General features: G+C 34.4%; 12 protein-coding genes and 3 pseudogenes. 6 read left to right on the top strand and 9 right to left on the bottom strand.

Features of this window, described 5'->3' with window-relative positions; all coding sequences use genetic code 11:
- Window positions 1-30: 30 nt before the first annotated feature.
- The 5 genes from M983_RS07975 to treR all read right to left on the bottom strand — a co-directional run bounded on the left by M983_RS07975 (window position 31) and on the right by treR (window position 8205).
- Window positions 31-1719: a ShlB/FhaC/HecB family hemolysin secretion/activation protein gene (locus M983_RS07975; RefSeq protein ID WP_083954575.1), complete on the bottom strand. Its 1689-nt coding sequence runs from the start codon at window positions 1717-1719 to the stop codon at window positions 31-33.
- Window positions 1720-2309: 590 nt separating this feature from the next.
- A complete protein-coding gene (gene pgmB, locus M983_RS07970) occupies window positions 2310-2957 on the bottom strand; it encodes a beta-phosphoglucomutase (protein WP_066749550.1) in 648 nt (215 codons plus the stop codon).
- Window positions 2950-5670, bottom strand: a complete 2721-nt coding sequence (locus M983_RS07965) for a glycoside hydrolase family 65 protein (RefSeq protein WP_066749549.1) — start codon at window positions 5668-5670, stop codon at window positions 2950-2952. Before M983_RS07965 ends, pgmB begins: the two co-directional genes overlap by 8 nt.
- 25 nt (window positions 5671-5695) lie before the next feature.
- A complete protein-coding gene (treB, locus tag M983_RS07960; protein ID WP_066749548.1) occupies window positions 5696-7117 on the bottom strand; it encodes a PTS trehalose transporter subunit IIBC in 1422 nt (473 codons plus the stop codon).
- 122 nt (window positions 7118-7239) lie between these two features.
- Complete coding sequence (gene treR / locus M983_RS07955) at window positions 7240-8205, bottom strand: trehalose operon repressor TreR (RefSeq protein ID WP_066749563.1); 966 nt, start codon at window positions 8203-8205, stop codon at window positions 7240-7242.
- Between the two features lie 330 nt (window positions 8206-8535).
- On the opposite strand from treR, the gene M983_RS07950 reads away from it, so the two are divergent.
- Window positions 8536-9075, top strand: a complete 540-nt coding sequence (locus tag M983_RS07950; RefSeq protein WP_066749547.1) for a DUF2058 domain-containing protein — start codon at window positions 8536-8538, stop codon at window positions 9073-9075.
- A 28-nt stretch (window positions 9076-9103) separates the two neighbouring features.
- Here the strand turns inward: M983_RS07950 and M983_RS07945 are convergent, their stop codons facing one another.
- Window positions 9104-9793: an RluA family pseudouridine synthase gene (locus M983_RS07945; protein WP_066749546.1), complete on the bottom strand. Its 690-nt coding sequence runs from the start codon at window positions 9791-9793 to the stop codon at window positions 9104-9106.
- Between the two features lie 181 nt (window positions 9794-9974).
- Here M983_RS07945 and M983_RS07940 point away from each other — a divergent pair, with 181 nt between their 5' ends.
- Both M983_RS07940 and M983_RS18035 read left to right on the top strand, forming a co-directional pair.
- Window positions 9975-10451, top strand: coding sequence for a cold-shock protein (locus M983_RS07940; protein ID WP_066749545.1), 477 nt, complete (start codon window positions 9975-9977; stop codon window positions 10449-10451).
- Between the two features lie 168 nt (window positions 10452-10619).
- Window positions 10620-10861, top strand: a pseudogene (locus M983_RS18035) (SIS domain-containing protein); the annotation flags it as partial.
- Here M983_RS18035 and M983_RS07935 read toward each other — a convergent pair.
- The 3 genes and pseudogenes from M983_RS07935 to M983_RS07925 form a co-directional block, all read right to left on the bottom strand.
- Window positions 10851-11489 (bottom strand): annotated as a pseudogene (locus M983_RS07935) (nucleotidyl transferase AbiEii/AbiGii toxin family protein); the annotation flags it as partial. The pseudogenes M983_RS18035 and M983_RS07935 sit on opposite strands and share 11 nt — an antisense overlap.
- Window positions 11482-12015 (bottom strand): type IV toxin-antitoxin system AbiEi family antitoxin, encoded by a 534-nt coding sequence (gene abiEi, locus M983_RS07930; RefSeq protein ID WP_066749544.1) that lies wholly within the window; start codon window positions 12013-12015, stop codon window positions 11482-11484. The pseudogene M983_RS07935 and the gene abiEi, both read right to left, overlap by 8 nt.
- An 86-nt stretch (window positions 12016-12101) precedes the next feature.
- Entirely contained in the window at window positions 12102-13418 is a 1317-nt protein-coding gene (locus M983_RS07925; protein WP_066749543.1) for a sodium-dependent transporter, read from the bottom strand.
- Window positions 13419-13999: 581 nt separating this feature from the next.
- On the opposite strand from M983_RS07925, the gene fdhF reads away from it, so the two are divergent.
- From fdhF to M983_RS07910, 3 genes and pseudogenes are all read left to right on the top strand, one after another.
- A complete protein-coding gene (gene fdhF, locus M983_RS07920) occupies window positions 14000-16168 on the top strand; it encodes a formate dehydrogenase subunit alpha (protein ID WP_066749542.1) in 2169 nt (722 codons plus the stop codon).
- Between the two features lie 166 nt (window positions 16169-16334).
- Window positions 16335-17288 carry a group I intron-associated PD-(D/E)XK endonuclease gene (locus tag M983_RS07915; protein ID WP_066749541.1) on the top strand — a complete coding sequence of 318 codons (954 nt, stop codon included), beginning with the start codon at window positions 16335-16337 and terminating at the stop codon, window positions 17286-17288.
- A gap of 154 nt (window positions 17289-17442) precedes the next feature.
- Window positions 17443-17821: pseudogene (locus M983_RS07910) on the top strand (hypothetical protein); the annotation flags it as partial.

Genomic DNA, 17821 nt, shown 5'->3' with positions numbered 1-17821 from the left:
ATACAAAATAGTGATCCGCGATCTCATGCATTAAATTTCGAGATTGACGCTAAACCCAGCGCTGACTCCTGATGTGTCGAATTTTTTCGGTTTATACAGCGGGACACCGACAAACAGGTCGTAACTGAAACGCGATAAAATGGCGCCTCTTAAACCAAGAGCCGTGCCAGCAAGTTGATGTCCAACAAGGTATTTAGTACTTTGGCCTTCAACACGCCCATAGTCAGCAGCTAAATAGAGCTCTTGCCCTTTAGAGAAGGCATTCCATGCCAGTTCATTGCGCCATAACAGGCCTTTTTCTCCTGAAAGCACTTGCTCACCGTCAAAACCGCGAACGGTATAACGACCTCCGATAGACATGCGCTCTTGAGGTGTTAAGGCATGTTGAGACCATTGACCGCGTAAGACGCTATTCCAACGCCAAGGCTGTTCACCCAATGTGAAAGGTTGATTAAAACTCACATCACCGAGCCAAATACCAACGCGAGCACTACCACTATGAGTTGCTTCTTCAGGCGCGCGTAATGCACCATAAGCCCCTGTTCCTCTTCGCCAATTGATATTGGCATCTAGCGTGGCATTGCCTAAGAAACTGCGTTGATTAACACCGATTTCCCATCCCGCAGTACGACGGCGTTGTTGCTCAATATCAATATCATTGACCGTGTTACTGGCTGTTTTTCGGTAGGTACGTAAATTGAGGGTAGTTTTATGTATTTGATTACGAAAGAGAAGTCGTGACACCGTTAACTGTGCAGTATCACTCTTACCGCTATAACGCAGGATTTCATTCGCATTAGGAATATTTTGATGATAATTGTATTTATTGTAATTGGCGGTAAAACCCCAGTTTCCGATAGGAATAAAATAATTCAATGTGTAAGAGCGATTACCAAAAGGGCCTTTATCAAATAGATCTTTGCTCATGTTGGCATAAAACAGATCGTTTTGCGCAAAAGGGGCATCAATAGCCAGCGTTGCAGAGCCTAAATAACGGCCAGTACTTTTTGAACCACTGTCATCAAGACCTAAGCTTAATCGAATAGGGCGTTTTTCTTGCCAACTGACGACTAAATCACTGGTACCATCAACTGGGCCTGGCTCAATGCGTATATCGGCTGTGACATTAGGTACGCGTTTAAAGTTTTCTAACCCTTGCTCAATGTCTCGAAGATTCAGTATCTTACCCGAAGAAGTAGGGATAGCATTCCATAAACGACCACGCCATGAAACACCTTCCTCAAAGCGAATAGCGTTAATGCGTCCAGGTTGTAAAGTAAGCACAAGCTCGCCTTGATTCAAATCTTGCTCTTGTGCCATCACTCGGGTGGTTACATAGCCTTTTTCTAAAATGGCATTTTGCACTTTATTGAGAGCCAATAAGATCCCCTGGCTTCCCAAACATAGTCCTTTAGCATCATTCACTGCATTGAGTGCCCATTGAAAATCGCTGGCAGACTCACCATCAAGTCGAATAGTTGTGATAGTAAAGCACGGTTTTTCATGTTGTGGATAATCGGGTAGCGATAGGTCTGGTTGCTCAATACGGGTATCAACGATAGGTGTATTCTGTTGCTGTAGTACGCGTTCACGCTCTATTTGGCGCTGTTGTTCGCGGGCATCAATTGAGGCAGCTTGTGTTGATGGTGAAGGTGTTGAAGAGGGCGCCGCAGTTGCAGTTAATGATACCGAAATAAAATAAATAGGGAGTAATGTCACTCATTTTAAATAATACTTTATATTCATTTTGTTATTAATTTCCCGTTATCCCTAACTTATACCTATACCATTCTATTTTTAAATAACACGTCCCAGTGATATAGAGTAAAAACTCTAATAATATTAATTAACATTAATTTATTAGCCGTGTTACTGTAATTCTGCGGTGTATAATTTAGTCAATTGAAGATACAAAAATCAAGAAAAATTTACATTAAGTCATATTTTTCTTATTCTGAAACTATGGGAAATATATGGACAAAGGTATTTTTTATATAAAAATAACATAGTTAATGATTTGTTGAATAAATAATGCTCACTCACTTCATTACTCCATTTAAGAGTAAAACAAAGGTTAGAAGATTATTTTTATTCGATTAAGTTATAGAATGAAATAATACGCATGAAAGTTTATGCAAAGAAGAAGAGTGAGATAGAATAAATAAAAGCAATATAATAATAGCAATATTAATTATATATTATAGTTGATTATTTTATATACCATGATTTGTAAATTAATATTTATTATTAGCTATTTTATTTAATTGTTTATTCTAGGGGATAGAAATATATTCTATCCCCTATTTTTATTATTTAAGTATTATATTCATATCTATTTCAGTTAATGAATGAACTTGTAAATCAGCTTCAGGTAATGGACCCTCTGCAATAACTCCGATAGCATATATTCCTGCTTTTTTAAGCGATTGTATTCCCGCTATTGCATCTTCAAAACCAATGCACATATGTGGTGGTACATGGATAAGTTCTGCTGCTTTTAAAAATATCTCAGGATCAGGTTTACCTTTTTTTAAGGTCTTAGGGTCAACAATAGCCTTAAAATAATCTGCTATACCTAATTTTTTTACTATTGCGGGTGCATTTTGTGACGCAGAAGCAATGGCACAAGGGATATTTTCTTTTTTTGCACATTCAATGATATGTAATACGCCTGGCAAAATATCATTCGGAGTAATATTATTTAATAATTCTAAGTAATAGCTATTTTTTGTTTCAGCTAATTTTTGTTTATCTTCATGAGTGAATGAATCTTGTTTATTACCATGAACTAAAATTCGTTCTAATGATTCTATACGACTGATCCCTTTTAATGATTGGTTAAATTCTTCATCGAATTGAATACCAATTTCATTTGCTAATTTTTTCCAAGCAATATAGTGATAGCCCGCGGTATCAACAATCACGCCATCAAGATCAAAAAGAAGTCCTTTAGCCATTTTTGTTTTCTCCATTCACATTGAGTGAAAATACATTGTTAGCATTAAGAGTATGTTGCTGATTATTAATTGAGATAGTGCAGTCTTGATTGCTAAGCACTGTAATATGGGTATGGGTGATTGTTATCTGGTATAAAACAGATTGGTGCAATAATTTAAAGGATAATCCTTGCCATTGTTTAGGTAGCGAAGGAGAGATATTAAGAATATCTTTACGAATATCGACACCGGCATAAGCCATAATCGTTGTATTTAATGTTGCTGCCATCACACCAGTATGAATACCTTCTGCTGTGGTGCCACCTTGAATATCATTATAATCTGAATAGAGTGCGTCTTGATAAAGCTGCCATGACAAATCATGTAATTGTATTTGTTCTGCTAAATAGGCATGAACAATACGAGATAATGTTGAACCATGAGAGGTCCTGTCTAAATAATAGTGTAAATTATTTTCGGCAAAATTTTCTGATAAAGGATAGCCTAAAGAAGTAATTAATGATTTGATGGAATCTTTATCCAAGTTATTAAATAACATTAATGTATCGGCTTGTTTAGCGACTTTGTAATCATCTGCGGATTTATCTTCTTTACGTAAAATCCTATCCATGCGATAAATATTGCCGTATTTTTCACGATAATATTCCCAGTCAAGATCGTTTAATTCAAAATAACCAGAGAATTGCTCGATAATATCATCTTGATTAAGATTAATTGCGAGATGATGTTTAATATTTTCTATTTGAGAAAATAAGGGAGGTTTGTAGCCTAATGCTGTTAATTTTTCTGTAAATTGATTATTTTTAGAAAGGCACTGCATTTCATTAAATAACCAAGTCACCATTAAATTAGTATAGGCATTATCTTTTAACCCACCGTCTTCTGAATTTGCATATTTTTCATGAAATTCATCAGGACCCATAACTCCACTAATATGAAAACGTTTATCTTGCTCATCCCATTCACATAAGCTTAGCCAAAATAGAGTAATTTCATATAAAAGCTCAAGTCCATAATCTTGCATAAATTGAGTATCAAGTGTATTACGCCAATACAGCCATACGTTATAAGCAATCGCTAATGATACATGACGTTGACGACAACTATAATCAGGATCCCACTGCCCTGTTAATGGATTTAAATGCAGTACTTGAGTTTGTTCTGTACCATCATGACCGGACTGCCAAGGGAACATAGCACCTTGAAAACCTTCCTTTTTAGCCGCAATACGAGCTTCATTTAATCGATGATAACGGTAGAGTAGAAGTTGGCGTGCAGTTTCAGGGAAATGCATGATATAAAAAGGTAAAATAAAAATTTCATCCCAGAAAATGTGTCCGCGATATGCTTCACCATGAAGTCCTCTTGCCGTGACTGAAACATCTAATTTCTGTTGTTGATTACTAAAAGGCGAAGCTGAGGCAAGTAGATGATAAGTGTGTAAGCGTAATAACTTTTGTGTCATTAAGTCGCCAGAAACAACAATATCAGCATTTTCCCATAATTGTTGCCAAGCATTTTTTGTCTGTACTAATTGTGTTTGCAATGAGACTGATGGCCAATGCATGACTTCCTGCCATGTCGTTGGATAAGCAGTAGAAGAGGAAACAATAACGCATTTTTCTAAACGATAAGTTGTATTTTTTTTAGCATTAATGGTGATCGTTTGCTCAACAACGGTATCGGATATATTGCAAACAACATCCTTATCTGAAAAGAAGTTACCGCTAATTGTTGAGGCTAAACCAATGCCAATTTGAGATTGATCTGTTTGCGCCAATATATAGGCTTTTTGTTTATCTCCACCCGATGTAATAACATGATAGTGATTCGGATTCAGGCTACGATAACGAGCAACACCATAATTATAGGTATTCCCTTCTAATCGAGTGGTTACGGTTATTTCTTCTGAAAAATTTAATGGAGTAAATTGGTATAAAATACAGTAGTGAGACATATTTGCCATATTGGCAAACTTCTCTGTTGTTATTTTTATTTTTTTGCCTTCTGATGTTTCGACAATCCAATGAGAAGACATAACACCTGTTTTTAAATCTAAATGACGAGTGAGATGATGCGTAATTAATGTATTAGGATTTAGATATTCACCTTCACCAATTTTAAGAGAAATAAATTGTCCATTTGGTGCATTAACAAAATCTTCGTTAATAACTTGATGAGATTCTATTTCAGATGCTACTTGATTATAAAGACCTGCAATATAGGTTGCTGGGTAGTAATCATCGCTAATTGTCATTTCTGGTAATGTACCACGAAGGCCAATATAACCATTAGCAACGGTTAAAAGTGATTCCTGACAATATTCATCTTTACCTACGGTTAATCCAGCATATTCAATAGACCAAGTAAGTTCATGTTGTCCTTTGTTCAGTTTTTTTTCTAATTCAATAATATCGATTTCTTTAGCACAATGACTAATAAAAGGTTTATTAAAAATCTCTGTAAAAAAAATCGGTAAATTAATGGGTTTATCATCTGATGTAATAATGATACCCGTATCTTCATAATATTTAGGTGATAATATATGTAAAACACCACCTTCAATATTTTTTGATTGGCTTTTTATTTCTTTCGCAAGATTTAGCCATTCTTGATATATACTATTAGTACGATTAAATTGATACGTGTATTTTTCTGCATTTCTTTCTATTGACACGTTATCATCTGAAAAAACAATCATTAAATAATTCATAATAAACCTTTAATTGGACGATATATTAGTTAGCTTGTAACGTGCCTGCTTTTTCTTTGTAACGATAAGCAATAATGGTTAAGCCAATAGGCACTACAATAGCGACGACCATAGCTAATAAATAAACTAGCCAGTAAGCTGGTTGAATAGATAAAATACCTGGTAATCCGCCGACACCAATCCCGTTTGATAACACTTGATTTAATCCACAAATTAAACCTGCTAGTGCAGAACCAATCATTGCGCACAACATTGGGAAACCGTATTTTAAATTAACGCCATACATTGCGGGTTCAGTAACACCTAAATAAGCAGAAATAGCGGCAGGAATTGTTATTTCATGTTCATTTTTCTTTTTACTAACAATAATAATACCTACGACAGCAGAAGCTTGGGCGATATTTGATAAAGCGATAATCGGCCATATTGGTGTGCCGCCATAGCTTTGTGTCATTTGTAAATCGATGGCTAAGGTTGTGTGATGTAAGCCTGTTATTACCATTGGTGAATATAATAGGCCAAAGATAGCAGAACCGATGGGGGCAAAATCACCCAACATTAAAAACTTGATAATTGTTGCAATACCATCACCAATACCTCGCCCTAAAGGACCCAAAATAACGTGTGCAACAAAGACGGAAATAAGTAAGGTAACAATCGGTACAATAACTAATTTTAAATAATCAGGAATAAAGCGACGTAACTTTGTTTCAAACCAACCAAGGAAAAGACCGGCTAAAATAGACGGAATAACTTGAGCTTGATAGCCAACTTTAGCAATAGTAAATAATCCAAAGTCCCAGACCTCAGGAATTTGAGTTCCTAAATTATAAGCATTCATTAATTGCGGAGAGACTAATGTTATCCCTAAAACAATACCAAGAGAGGGAGTGCCTCCCATTTTTTTTGCACTAGACCAGCAAATACTGACAGGTAAAAAATGAAATATGGCTTCACAAGGTAACCAGAGAAAATCATAAATAGGTGTTAACCAAGGATAAAAATGTGTTAATGGCAAATTATCTGAAATTGGCATTTCACCAATAACATTACGCAATCCTAAAAGTAAACCACCACAAATTAAAATTGGTAATAAGGGAACAAATATTTCAGCTAAGTTAGAAATAAGTTTTTGCCAAAAACCCATATTCTGTTTAGCATCATTTTTTATTTCGTCTTTTGTTTTTGGCTGTAAATCTAATTTCTCCATTAATACTTTATAGTAATCACCGACATCCATACCAATAATTACTTGAAATTGCCCGGCATTATTAAAACAGCCTTTAACGAAAGGAATTTCTTTAATTTTATCTTTATCAGCAATATTTGTATCATTAAGGACAAAGCGTAAGCGTGTTAAACAGTGAGAAACGCTAACGATATTATTTCGACCGCCAATCAGTGCTATGAGCTCATCAATGGCTGTAGGATCTTTGGCTCTAGACATGTATATTTTCTCATCATGATTTTATTATTTTTTAATATATAGCTATCTTGATGATGCACCAATGGGAACGTTCCCAGCATAAGACAATGATCACAGTTTATAGGAATTATTTTATAAAGTGATTAATTTAGATTATCGCTTGAAATAATAATTTTTTGAGGTGAAACTGGTGCTTTAGACATATTTATCAGTATATTAGCTGCTTCTTTTCCACTTTCTCTAAAGCCTAAACGATAAATGTGTGTATGAGGGAATAAAAAAGAAAGAAGATCATTACGTCCAATACAGGCGACTTCAATATTATGAATATTTTGTTCTGCTAAATATTTTTGTACTCCAAAAGCAAGAGAGTCTGTTGCACATAAAATAGCTTGGGGCTCAGTTAATATTGCTTGTTTTGCAAGTAAATAACCACTTTGATAATTTAGATGCCCCAATTGAGATTGAGTTATTAACTTATGTTGCTGGCAATATTCAAGATAAGATTGATAGCGCCGCAAACCTGTTGTTTCATCGCTAACTTGAATACCAATATAACTGATTTTTTTATATTTTTTTTCTTGATGAAAGTAGTGCATTAATTTTTTAACAGCACGCTCATCATCATGGCAAATTGAAACAAATCCTTCTAATGGTCTTGCAATAACGACCATCTTTTGTTTCCAATCAATAAGATTATTAATATCGATACCTGAAAAAGCAAAAAATATAACACCATCAACTTTTTTATGAGCAAGCATTTTTAAATGCTCTTCGACTTTATCTGGGCTAAATTGACTTTCTAATATAATAGGATCAATATTATTTTTATAAAAAATAGGGAGCATTGAGCTAACAGCTTGATTTTCAGCATAGGAATCTAAGCGTGTCATAATAATACCAAATGAGCGATTAGAATATCCACGCATTGCACGTGCTGATTTTGATGGTATAAATTGATATTTTTCAATGATTTGATTCACTTTCTGGCGAGTTTCTTCATTAACCATCGGATCTTGATTAAGGACGCGTGATACCGTTGATTTACCCACACCGCATAGTTTCGCAATATCATTAATCGTTAATTTTTTCTTATCTTTATCATTCATCATTATTCATCTTAATTAGCCAACTTATTAAAATTAAACGTTTATATCGCGTAATAAGTTTCAGCTCATGCTATATGGTTGTCTGTTATGCGAGTTAATATGCTGGATTGAATATCATAACATTCTTAATGTGTGGTAAGTAATTATTCATGCTTTTCTATAGTATGTTTTATTTTTTTAAAGATGATTAATCAATAGGTTTGAGTTTTATACAGTATTTTTACTTAACAACATAGAAAGAGTTTTAGAGGGTATCTTAGACAACGTAGTGCAGGTTTACTAATTAACGGTATAATCTCTCAAAATTCTTTAATTGGACTAAACGAGAAAATGGCAAAACTTACTTTACAAGAACAGATGCTAAAAGCTGGATTAGTTACCAGTAAAAAAATGGCTAAAGTACAAAGAACGGCGAAGAAATCTCGTGTTCAAGCACGTGAAGCGCGAGAAGCGGTAGAAGAGAATAAAAAAGCACAACTCGAGCGAGATAAACAGCTAAGTGAGCAACAAAAACAAGCCACTTTAGCAAAAGAGTATAAAGCCCAAGTTAAACAACTTATTGAAATGAATAAGATTGATATTTCGGCAGGGGATATTACCTTTAATTTTACAGATAACAATGTTATTAAAAAACTAGATGTTGATAAAACGACACAAAAACAATTAATTAGTGGGCGTTTAGCGATTGCTCGTTTATTAATAGAAGAGAATGAAATCTGCCAATACGCAATTATTCCTGCAAGTGTTGCTGATAAGATTGCACAAAGAGATGAAAATAGCATCGTACTCAATAATGCGCTAAGTCAGGAAGAACAAGACGAAGATGATCCTTATGCTGATTTTAAAATACCTGATGATTTAATGTGGTAAATAGCGATTAGCTGATAAAATATTGGTATTAAAATGGGCTTTTATTATGAGCTGTTATTTTCTCTTGGCTGATGGGATGAGTAAATTGTAGCTCACTAGCGTGTAGCATTAATCGTGTTGTTTGCACATAATCTAAAAGCCCACCATAAAGGTCACAACCTAAAATAGGATGCCCTAAATATTGGCAATGAATACGTAATTGGTGAGTACGTCCTGTTTCAGGGCTGAGTGTGACGCGTGTTAATGGTAGTTTATTACCATTTTCGAGTTTTTTATAAAAACGTTCGATGACTTGGTAATGAGAACGTGCTGATTTTCCCTCTGAGCTAATAAGCATTCGTGGAAATAATGTAGGATCTTTAGCAATAGGGGCATCAATGATGCCTTCATCTTGTTTTAAGTGACCACAAAGCAATGCACTATAAACTTTTTTGACACTGCGTTGGCTAAATTGCTGGCAAAGCGCTACATTTATGGCTTTATAACGCGCAATCAGCATTAAACCTGACGTACCAAAATCTAAGCGATGCACAAGCGTACATTCTGTAAATTGTTTAGCTAAACGATAATGAACAGAATCAATATTTTGTGGATTTTTTCCTGAAAGGCTTAATAAGCCACTTGGTTTATTAATAAGTATAAGATGTTCATCTTGATAGAGAATTTCGATTTCTTGGTGGCAAGGTGGCGCAATAAAAGTATCAACAATCTTAGACATCAGGTTATCCAGATAAAAAATCAATAAAGATAATAACGAATTCTATGTTATGAGGCGTTATTACCTTACCATGGTTTTACCTCGTGATATATTAAAGGCATAGTCTGCATAGGCTTTGTGATTTATACTGCGAGTGAAACAAACATATTCAGTCATAAGATAATTAAGTAGGCGAAAGGCGATGAAAGGTACAATCACAAAGTGGTTTGAAGATAAAGGTTTTGGATTTATCAAAGATGAAAATGGGGATAATCGTTATTTTCATGTGATTAAGGTCGCTAATCCTGACTTAATTAAAAAAGATGCGATGGTGACGTTTGAGCCGAATACCAATACAAAAGGGCTATCTGCCTTTTCTGTTAAAGTTATACCTGATAGTAAATATGTTTATATTGCGGGTGAGCGCATCAAATTAACCTCTATTAAGGGATTTCATGTTTATAGCGAAGAAGTCCCTGTCACTACGCATATTGATAAAGAAAACACGGTGTTATCGGTTGGTGTGTTAATGAGTAATATTCGTCCTAAAGCAGAAAATGAAGAAAAGGAAATGCGTTTACTGAAAAAATTAGCGATCACCACCTTTCAAGGAACGGTATTAACCTTTACCGATGATGAAGTTGACGTTGATGCGACAGTAAAACAACTTAAAAGCTAATAATACTTTTTTCTGTTGCTCTTTGTTATTCTTGTTCTATTGAATTTTTTACCCGTTTATCATCATAAAATAGTGATATAAGATAAGCGGGTCTGTACTTATTAAGTAAAAATTTCTTTTTTATATTAGCAAATTATACTTTTTACAAACATGCTTTTTAATTAATCTTTATTATTTTCCTTAGGATTACATTGTTTTTTTATTAATGATTATAATTTATCTGATTCATTTACAAGACTGGTAAATGAGGATGATACAGTTATCTTTATTTCGTTATCAGGCGGCACAAAAAAATTATTGAAACGGCTAAATTAGTACAATTAAAAAATGCCAATATTATTAGTATGACCGCTTTTAATACGAATGAATTAACGTTATACGCTAAAAATACACTTTTTTGCTTTGCTGATTAAGCCAGACCAAATCCCACATATCTCGATATCGAATATAGTTTGTCATCGCCGGAAAAGAGATTATTTTATCAGCCATGATTTCATTGAGATCTTCGACTTGAATAATGAGATCAGAATAACCATCAGGAAGTTGTGGATAATTTTTAATAAGTATTTGCGGTATTTGAGTGTAGGCTGGAATATTGGCTATTTCTATTTTAATACGTTGCCTTGGCAGATCTTTTTTTTCAGGGCTTGTTGTAACCGAAATTTGCCATTTATCTACTTTAATATCTGCATATTTAGATTCTTTTCGTAATTCCTTCGATTCTTTAACTGTTACCTCAAGTCCATATCTATTGCCAATGTATTTTTCAATACAATCCTTTATTTCATGCATATCTGTAGCAGAAAAATCTCGGCCACCAGCAAAGTCTAGATCCTCACTAAATCGGTTTGAACCATAACATAAGCGTAGCGATGTTCCTCCTTGAAATGTAATGGTTTTTAAAAGACCAGCACTAGATAAAGCATATAGAATATCGTAGTGCAATAACTCTTTTTCAACCACGGGTCTGTTTACTGATAGATTGTTTTCGATGACAATTTCATCAACCAATTTATTAAAATTAACCCAATTAGTCATCATTCAATTCCTCACATTGAATTAAATGGGTGTTTCTACCGACTCTGAGTAAATCTTTAAGTGCAGTTTCTTTTGTTGCAATCCGTAATGGACCCCTACCTTCTAACGTTGAACTAAGAATTTCTGTAGGTTTTTTGTTAGTGTGCGTAATCTCAATGACGCCCCAAGGAGTCACAAATTCACCAGAACGACCTGTAGACATGATAGTCAGTCTATCTATTGGAATTTGAGAAATAATACCGTACTGAGATAGAGCAGATTCGAGGCTAATATAATTATATTCACCTCGACGAATATTTATGGCAAGGCTTTCTAAAGGATAGGGTCCTAATGATGTTCTAGTATATGCATAAACACCTTTAGAAGCGCGTTTTAATATATTAGCAGAGACTAATCTAGCTACTGATTTTTGTAGCGTTTTAGGCGACTCATTTGGAAAAATCATTTCCAAATCTCGAGTTAGAAAAATATTTTTATTCTTTTTACTAAACTGATCAAATTTATGAATGGCTGTCATTTTATCCATAGCATCATCTCTACAAAACAACCCCATAAAAGGGGTTGTTTTGTAGACTTAATATCGTAATGAAATGGATAACTTAATTAGTTAGCTTATCCGATTAAGCCATGAACCAAGATAATACCAATACAGATAGGGCCAATATAACGCCATACTGCTAATAATGCGTGGCGTCTAAAGCCCGAAATATTGTCTGGAATAAAGGCCATAGCTTTACGTGACCAGCCAAAAATAAGGCACATCGCGATACCAAACAAAGGCATTAAAATATTTGAGGTCAGATAATCAAGTAAATCAAATACGGTTTTACCGCCTAATGTCACGTTACTCATAGGTCCAAATGATAATGAAACGGGAATTCCCATCAACATAATAGACGCGGTAACAATTAATCCTGCTTTACGACGGCTCCATTGAAAACGCATTTGCACATAAGCAACAATATGCTCAAGTAATGAAATCGCAGAGGTCAAAGCTGCCATTAATAACAAAACAAAGAAGGTGACGGCTAATATATTGCCACCTGGTAAATGAGCAAAATAAATAGGCATCGTCATAAAGGTTAAACCAGGCCCTGCATTTGGCTCTAAACCAGCAGCTGATAATGCCGGAAAAATCATTAATCCTGCTAATACGCAAACTAAGCAAGAAAGAATAACTACCCACATACTTGAGTTGGCAATACCTTTATTATCAGCTAAATAAGCGCTATAGGTGATATGAATACCTAAACCGATAGATAAAGAAAAGAACGCTAACCCTAATGCGTCTAATACACCTTGAGGGGTTAATTTATCAAAATCAGGATATAAAAAGAGTTTTAAGCCTTCAGATGAACCAGGTAAACTTATTCCAACAATAATCAGCAAAATCATAATGATAAATAATAATGGCATCATGATTTTTACTGCTTTTTCTAGTCCACGTTGAACACCCGCTAATACAACAAAGCACGTTAATCCTGCAAAGATGAGATGTGCTAAAATTGGCCATAATGGATGACTAATAAAGCGAGTGAAAATACCTGATAATTCAGAACTCTCTGTGATATTTAATTGGCCTGTTGCCGCCATTGCGGTATAGCCAATTGTCCAACCGCCTACAACACTATAAAAACTATAGATACACCACGAGCTGAATACACCAATCACACCAATAATTGCCCAATTACGGCCCATCATTTTCTTAAAAGCATTAACAGCTTCAGCATGGGTGCTGCTACCTAAAATATTTTCAGCAAGTAATACAGCAAGACCAATAATAAAACTGAATAATAAGAAAACGATAAGAAATGCACCACCGCCATTACTGGCTGCTACATAAGAGAATTTCCAAATAGCACCGATACCGATAGCGGAGCCCGCAGCGGCTAAGATATGGCCAAATCGAGAAGTCCATTGTTGACTCATTTCTCCTCCTGTTTTGTGTTATAGGTAGTAGAGGAGTTAATGACGAATAAAGCGTTAGAGCATATCATCCTTTTGGTGAACCAAGACATCATACAACACTCCTAAAAACGAATTTCACCAGCAGGAGATAATAAAAAAACCACCTGTCTGGTGGCTTAGCAAAACATGAATATGTGAAGCCACCTAGCTAAGTAATAGTAGGTTGAGGCTTAGTTGTCGATTATTGATATACACATTCATTTTTTTGCTCTTTATTTTAAATGGATAGCATCCGCAATACAGAATTAAGTTTAAAAATGCGTTGTTTGTCTTTATATCATAAAATTGAGCTAAATAAATCATTTTTTTTAAAACTCAATATCATTATTTTTATTTTATTAGTTTTTTGGTGCTAATAAGGATAAGGTTATAAGAATGCTATGAGTGAAATAGATATCGACAAAAATGTCGATATTGTCATTTTAATTCTTTTTCTTTATCTATCTCTTTGATTATTCTTTTAAAAGTATTTGGCATAGTTTGTGCTTATATAAAAGTTCTTTATGACTCTTTTACTCCCTAGTTAGGGGAAAGGATATCAAATGAACAAAATCAACTCCGTCTGTCCTTATTGTGGCGCTGGCTGCAAAATTAATCTTTGTGTCGAAAATGGAAAAATCATCAAAGCAGAAGGAGCTAATGGTGTGACTAACCAAGGTGAGCTTTGCTTAAAAGGACTTTATGGTTGGGATTTTCTTAATGACAATAAATTATTAACAGCCAGACTTCATGAACCAATGATCCGCCGTCAAAAAGGGGCTGATTTTGAAATAGTCAGTTGGGATGAGGCTATTCGTTTTACGGCACAAAAATTACAAGAAATTAAAGCGCAATATGGTGCTAAAGCCATTATGTGTACAGGTTCTTCTCGTGGTACTGGGAATGAAACTAATTTTGTTATGCAAAAATTTGCACGTGCTGTATTGGGTAATAATAATGTCGATTGTTGTGCTAGGGTATGTCATGGCCCTTCTGTTGCAGGCTTACAAGAGACATTAGGTAATGGCGCAATGAGTAATTCTATTGCGGATATTGAAGATTCTGATTGTTTATTTGTTTTTGGTTATAACTGTGCTGATTCTCACCCTATTGTTGCTCGTCGTGTTATTAAGGCGAAGCAAAAGGGGGCAAAAATAGTCGTTTGTGATCCTCGAAAAATTGAAACAGCAAAAATAGCAGATCAATATTTACCTTTAAAAAATGGCACCAATATGGCGTTGGTTAATGCATTTGCTTATACGCTGATTGATGAAGAACTTTATGATAAAAATTATGTTAATCAATATACAGAAGGCTTTGAAGAATATAAAAAACAATTAGAAAATTACAGTCCAGAAAATGTGCAAGAGATTGTTGGTATCCCAGCCATTGAAATTCGTAAAGCAATGCGCACTTATGCAAATGCCAAAACCGCGACCATTATGTGGGGTATGGGGGTAACGCAATTTGGTCAAGCTGTTGATGTGGTGAAAGGGTTATCTGGTCTAGCATTATTAACTGGAAATTTAGGTAAGCCACATGTTGGCGTTGCACCAGTACGTGGTCAAAATAATGTACAAGGTGCTTGTGATATGGGTGTATTACCTAATATGTTCCCTGGATATCAATCAGTCACTGATGAAGGTATTCGTAGCAAATTTGCTAGCGAATGGAATATTCCTTTTGAGCAACTTGATCCTGAAGTCGGTTATCGTATTACAGAAGTTCCTCATCTCGCCATTGAAGGAAAAGTCAAAGCGTATTACATCATGGGTGAAGACCCACTACAAACGGAAGCCGATTTAAGCTTAGTAAGAAAAGGTTTTGAGGCTCTTGATTTTGTCGTTGTACAAGATATTTTTATGACAAAAACAGCAGAGCAGGCTGATGTAATTTTACCATCTACTAGTTGGGGTGAACACGGTGGAATATTTACCTGTGCTGATAGAGGATTTCAACGTTTTGAAAAAGCCATTGACGCAAAAGGTAATGTTAAACGAGATTGGGAAATTATCAGTTTACTTGCGACGGAGATGGGTTATCCAATGTCTTATGCGAGTAATGAAGAAATTTGGGATGAAGTTAGAAGATTATGTCCTCTTTTCTTTGGTGCGACCTATAAAAAACTAGAAGGCCTCGCTCATATACAATGGCCATGTACTGATATTGATAGCGAAGGCACACCCTATCTATATTCAGGTAATCAATTTAATACACCATCAGGTAAAGGTAAATTATTTGCCACACAATGGCGACCACCTGCTGAATTACCTGATAACGATTATCCTATGATTTTATCTACAGTGCGTGAAGTGGGACATTACTCTTGTCGTTCAATGACTGGGAATTGTAAGGCTTTAGCCTCACTTGCTGATGAGCCTGGTTATGTTCAAATGCATCCGACTATTGCTAAAAAAGCGGGAATTCGTGACCAAGAAATTGTTTGGGTTGAGTCTCGCCGAGGTAAAGTGATGTCACGTTGCAATATCAATGAGACTATCAATGAACAAGCGATTTATATGACTTATCAATGGTGGATTGGTGCATGTAATGAATTGACCCAAGATAATCTTGATCCCATATCAAAAACGCCAGAGACTAAATATTGTGCAGCAAAAGTAACCAAAATTGATGACCAAAAATGGGCTGAAAGCCAAGTTGCACAGCATTATCACACAATGAGAAGTCATTTAATTGATTTAGTTGAAAAAGCACAACCTGCGAGTTATTAAGATTATATATAAGGAAAGCGGAGGTTGATATCCACCTCCGTTTTTTTATATAAATATTAATAAATGCACCATAGTTATATAAATAAATTTTTTATCTCCACAATTAATAAATATCCGTTAGTATTATACTCAATGAATATATAATCTAATTTTATTAAGGTGTGTGATGGAAAGAGGGAATGAGATTTTCGATTACTCCAATTTGATAGTAGGCCAAGCCTATACTAAGCAGAATGCTCTGGTAGCTGCAAATGTAGCGCCAATGATAATTAATAAAGAAATCACGGGAATCACGAGCTTCAAAAATTGCATTGTGCTGTTTGTCACTTTAGATAAAAGAAGTAAAGAAAAAAGCCAACAATATAATGATATTTTTCTTGATAATGGCAAAAAATTACATTGGGAATCTCAGAACTCTAACACTGTAACAAAACCTCATATGAAAAGAATTCTTTCTGGAGAGGATGTTATTTTATTTGTAAGAATACATGAAAAAATAAAAGGTAAAACACAACCTTTTATTTATATTGGACGATTACTATATATAAAACATGAAGGTAGTAAGCCAGTAAAAGTATTATATGATGTCGTTGATTATCAAAAGAGTCCAAATAAAGCATTGAATGCTATTTATGTTTGGGAAAACATAGATAATTCTAATATTCCTTCTGAGGAAAGTAAAAAAATATCCTCTATTTTAAAAAAAGAAAAATCAAGTTATCAAGGAAGAGTTATTGATGTTAAGAAGAAAAAAGCAATAGAGTTATATGCAATGAAAAGAGCAAGAGAAGATTATGAAAAACAAGGATTCAATGTCATAGATACCTCTTCGAATTGCCCCTATGATCTAGAGTGTCATAAAGATAATACCTTTAGACGTGTAGAAGTAAAAGGTACTACAACCGAAGGTAGTGCTGTTTATGTAACAAGTAATGAAGTAACGTCAGCTAATTCAAATGAATATGAAACTGATTTATATATTTTGAATAATATCGATATTTTATTACAAGAAAATAAAGAATATACGGCTGATGGAGGAACGGTAAGGTTGATAAAAAATTGGAAACCTAGTGCTGAAAATTTAGAAGCAACAGTATATCGCTATTATTTAAAAAAATAATGATGATAATTTATCATGAGTGATTATTATTTACATGAATGTAGTATAAGGAAGAGACAAAAAGCCTTATTCATTATTAAAGAACGCGACATTAGAAAAATTAGCTAGCAACGATATCTGGTTAAAGCAAACAGATGATAAAAAAATTATCGATGTGAGTTTAAATGCTGGTCAGTTAGCTATTTGCGGAGCTTATAATGATAAACATTTTGTTTCTTTAGCTCAGTATCTACATACTTATTGTCAGCATCTCGCTAAGCTATTTCCTTTTATTAAATTTTATCAGCAACAAGAATTTCATTGCACGCTATTAACAATCTTTAATCAATATGAGAAACTGTTTTACCAACAAAAATCAGTATTACTAACATGGTGTCAGCACATTGTTACTTTGTTTAATCAAATAAAAAGTATTGATGTTTTCTTTAATAAAATAGTATTAACTTCAAATGGTAGTGTGATATTAACGGGTGTTTCGCAAAAATTAGAATTATTTAGACAACAGGTTTATCAGCAAATACCTATCGATAATA

The sequence above is a fragment of the Proteus myxofaciens ATCC 19692 genome, from assembly GCF_001654855.1.
Lineage (GTDB): Bacteria > Pseudomonadota > Gammaproteobacteria > Enterobacterales > Enterobacteriaceae > Proteus > Proteus myxofaciens.
Note: the sequence above shows the minus strand (reverse complement) of the source record. Positions and strands in the feature narration are given on the sequence as shown.

Bases quoted from the DNA above. Each gene is read 5' to 3' on its own strand.
- pgmB (WP_066749550.1), bottom strand. From the start codon at position 2,957: ATGGCTAAAGGACTTCTTTTTGATCTTGATGGCGTGATTGTTGATACC.
- M983_RS07965 (WP_066749549.1), bottom strand. From the start codon at position 5,670: ATGAATTATTTAATGATTGTTTTTTCAGATGATAACGTGTCAATAGAA.
- treB (WP_066749548.1), bottom strand. From the start codon at position 7,117: ATGTCTAGAGCCAAAGATCCTACAGCCATTGATGAGCTCATAGCACTG.
- treR (WP_066749563.1), bottom strand. From the start codon at position 8,205: ATGAATGATAAAGATAAGAAAAAATTAACGATTAATGATATTGCGAAA.
- M983_RS07950 (WP_066749547.1), top strand. From the start codon at position 8,536: ATGGCAAAACTTACTTTACAAGAACAGATGCTAAAAGCTGGATTAGTT.
- M983_RS07945 (WP_066749546.1), bottom strand. From the start codon at position 9,793: ATGTCTAAGATTGTTGATACTTTTATTGCGCCACCTTGCCACCAAGAA.
- M983_RS07940 (WP_066749545.1), top strand. From the start codon at position 9,975: ATGAAAGGTACAATCACAAAGTGGTTTGAAGATAAAGGTTTTGGATTT.
- abiEi (WP_066749544.1), bottom strand. From the start codon at position 12,015: ATGGATAAAATGACAGCCATTCATAAATTTGATCAGTTTAGTAAAAAG.
- M983_RS07925 (WP_066749543.1), bottom strand. From the start codon at position 13,418: ATGAGTCAACAATGGACTTCTCGATTTGGCCATATCTTAGCCGCTGCG.
- fdhF (WP_066749542.1), top strand. From the start codon at position 14,000: ATGAACAAAATCAACTCCGTCTGTCCTTATTGTGGCGCTGGCTGCAAA.
- M983_RS07915 (WP_066749541.1), top strand. From the start codon at position 16,335: ATGGAAAGAGGGAATGAGATTTTCGATTACTCCAATTTGATAGTAGGC.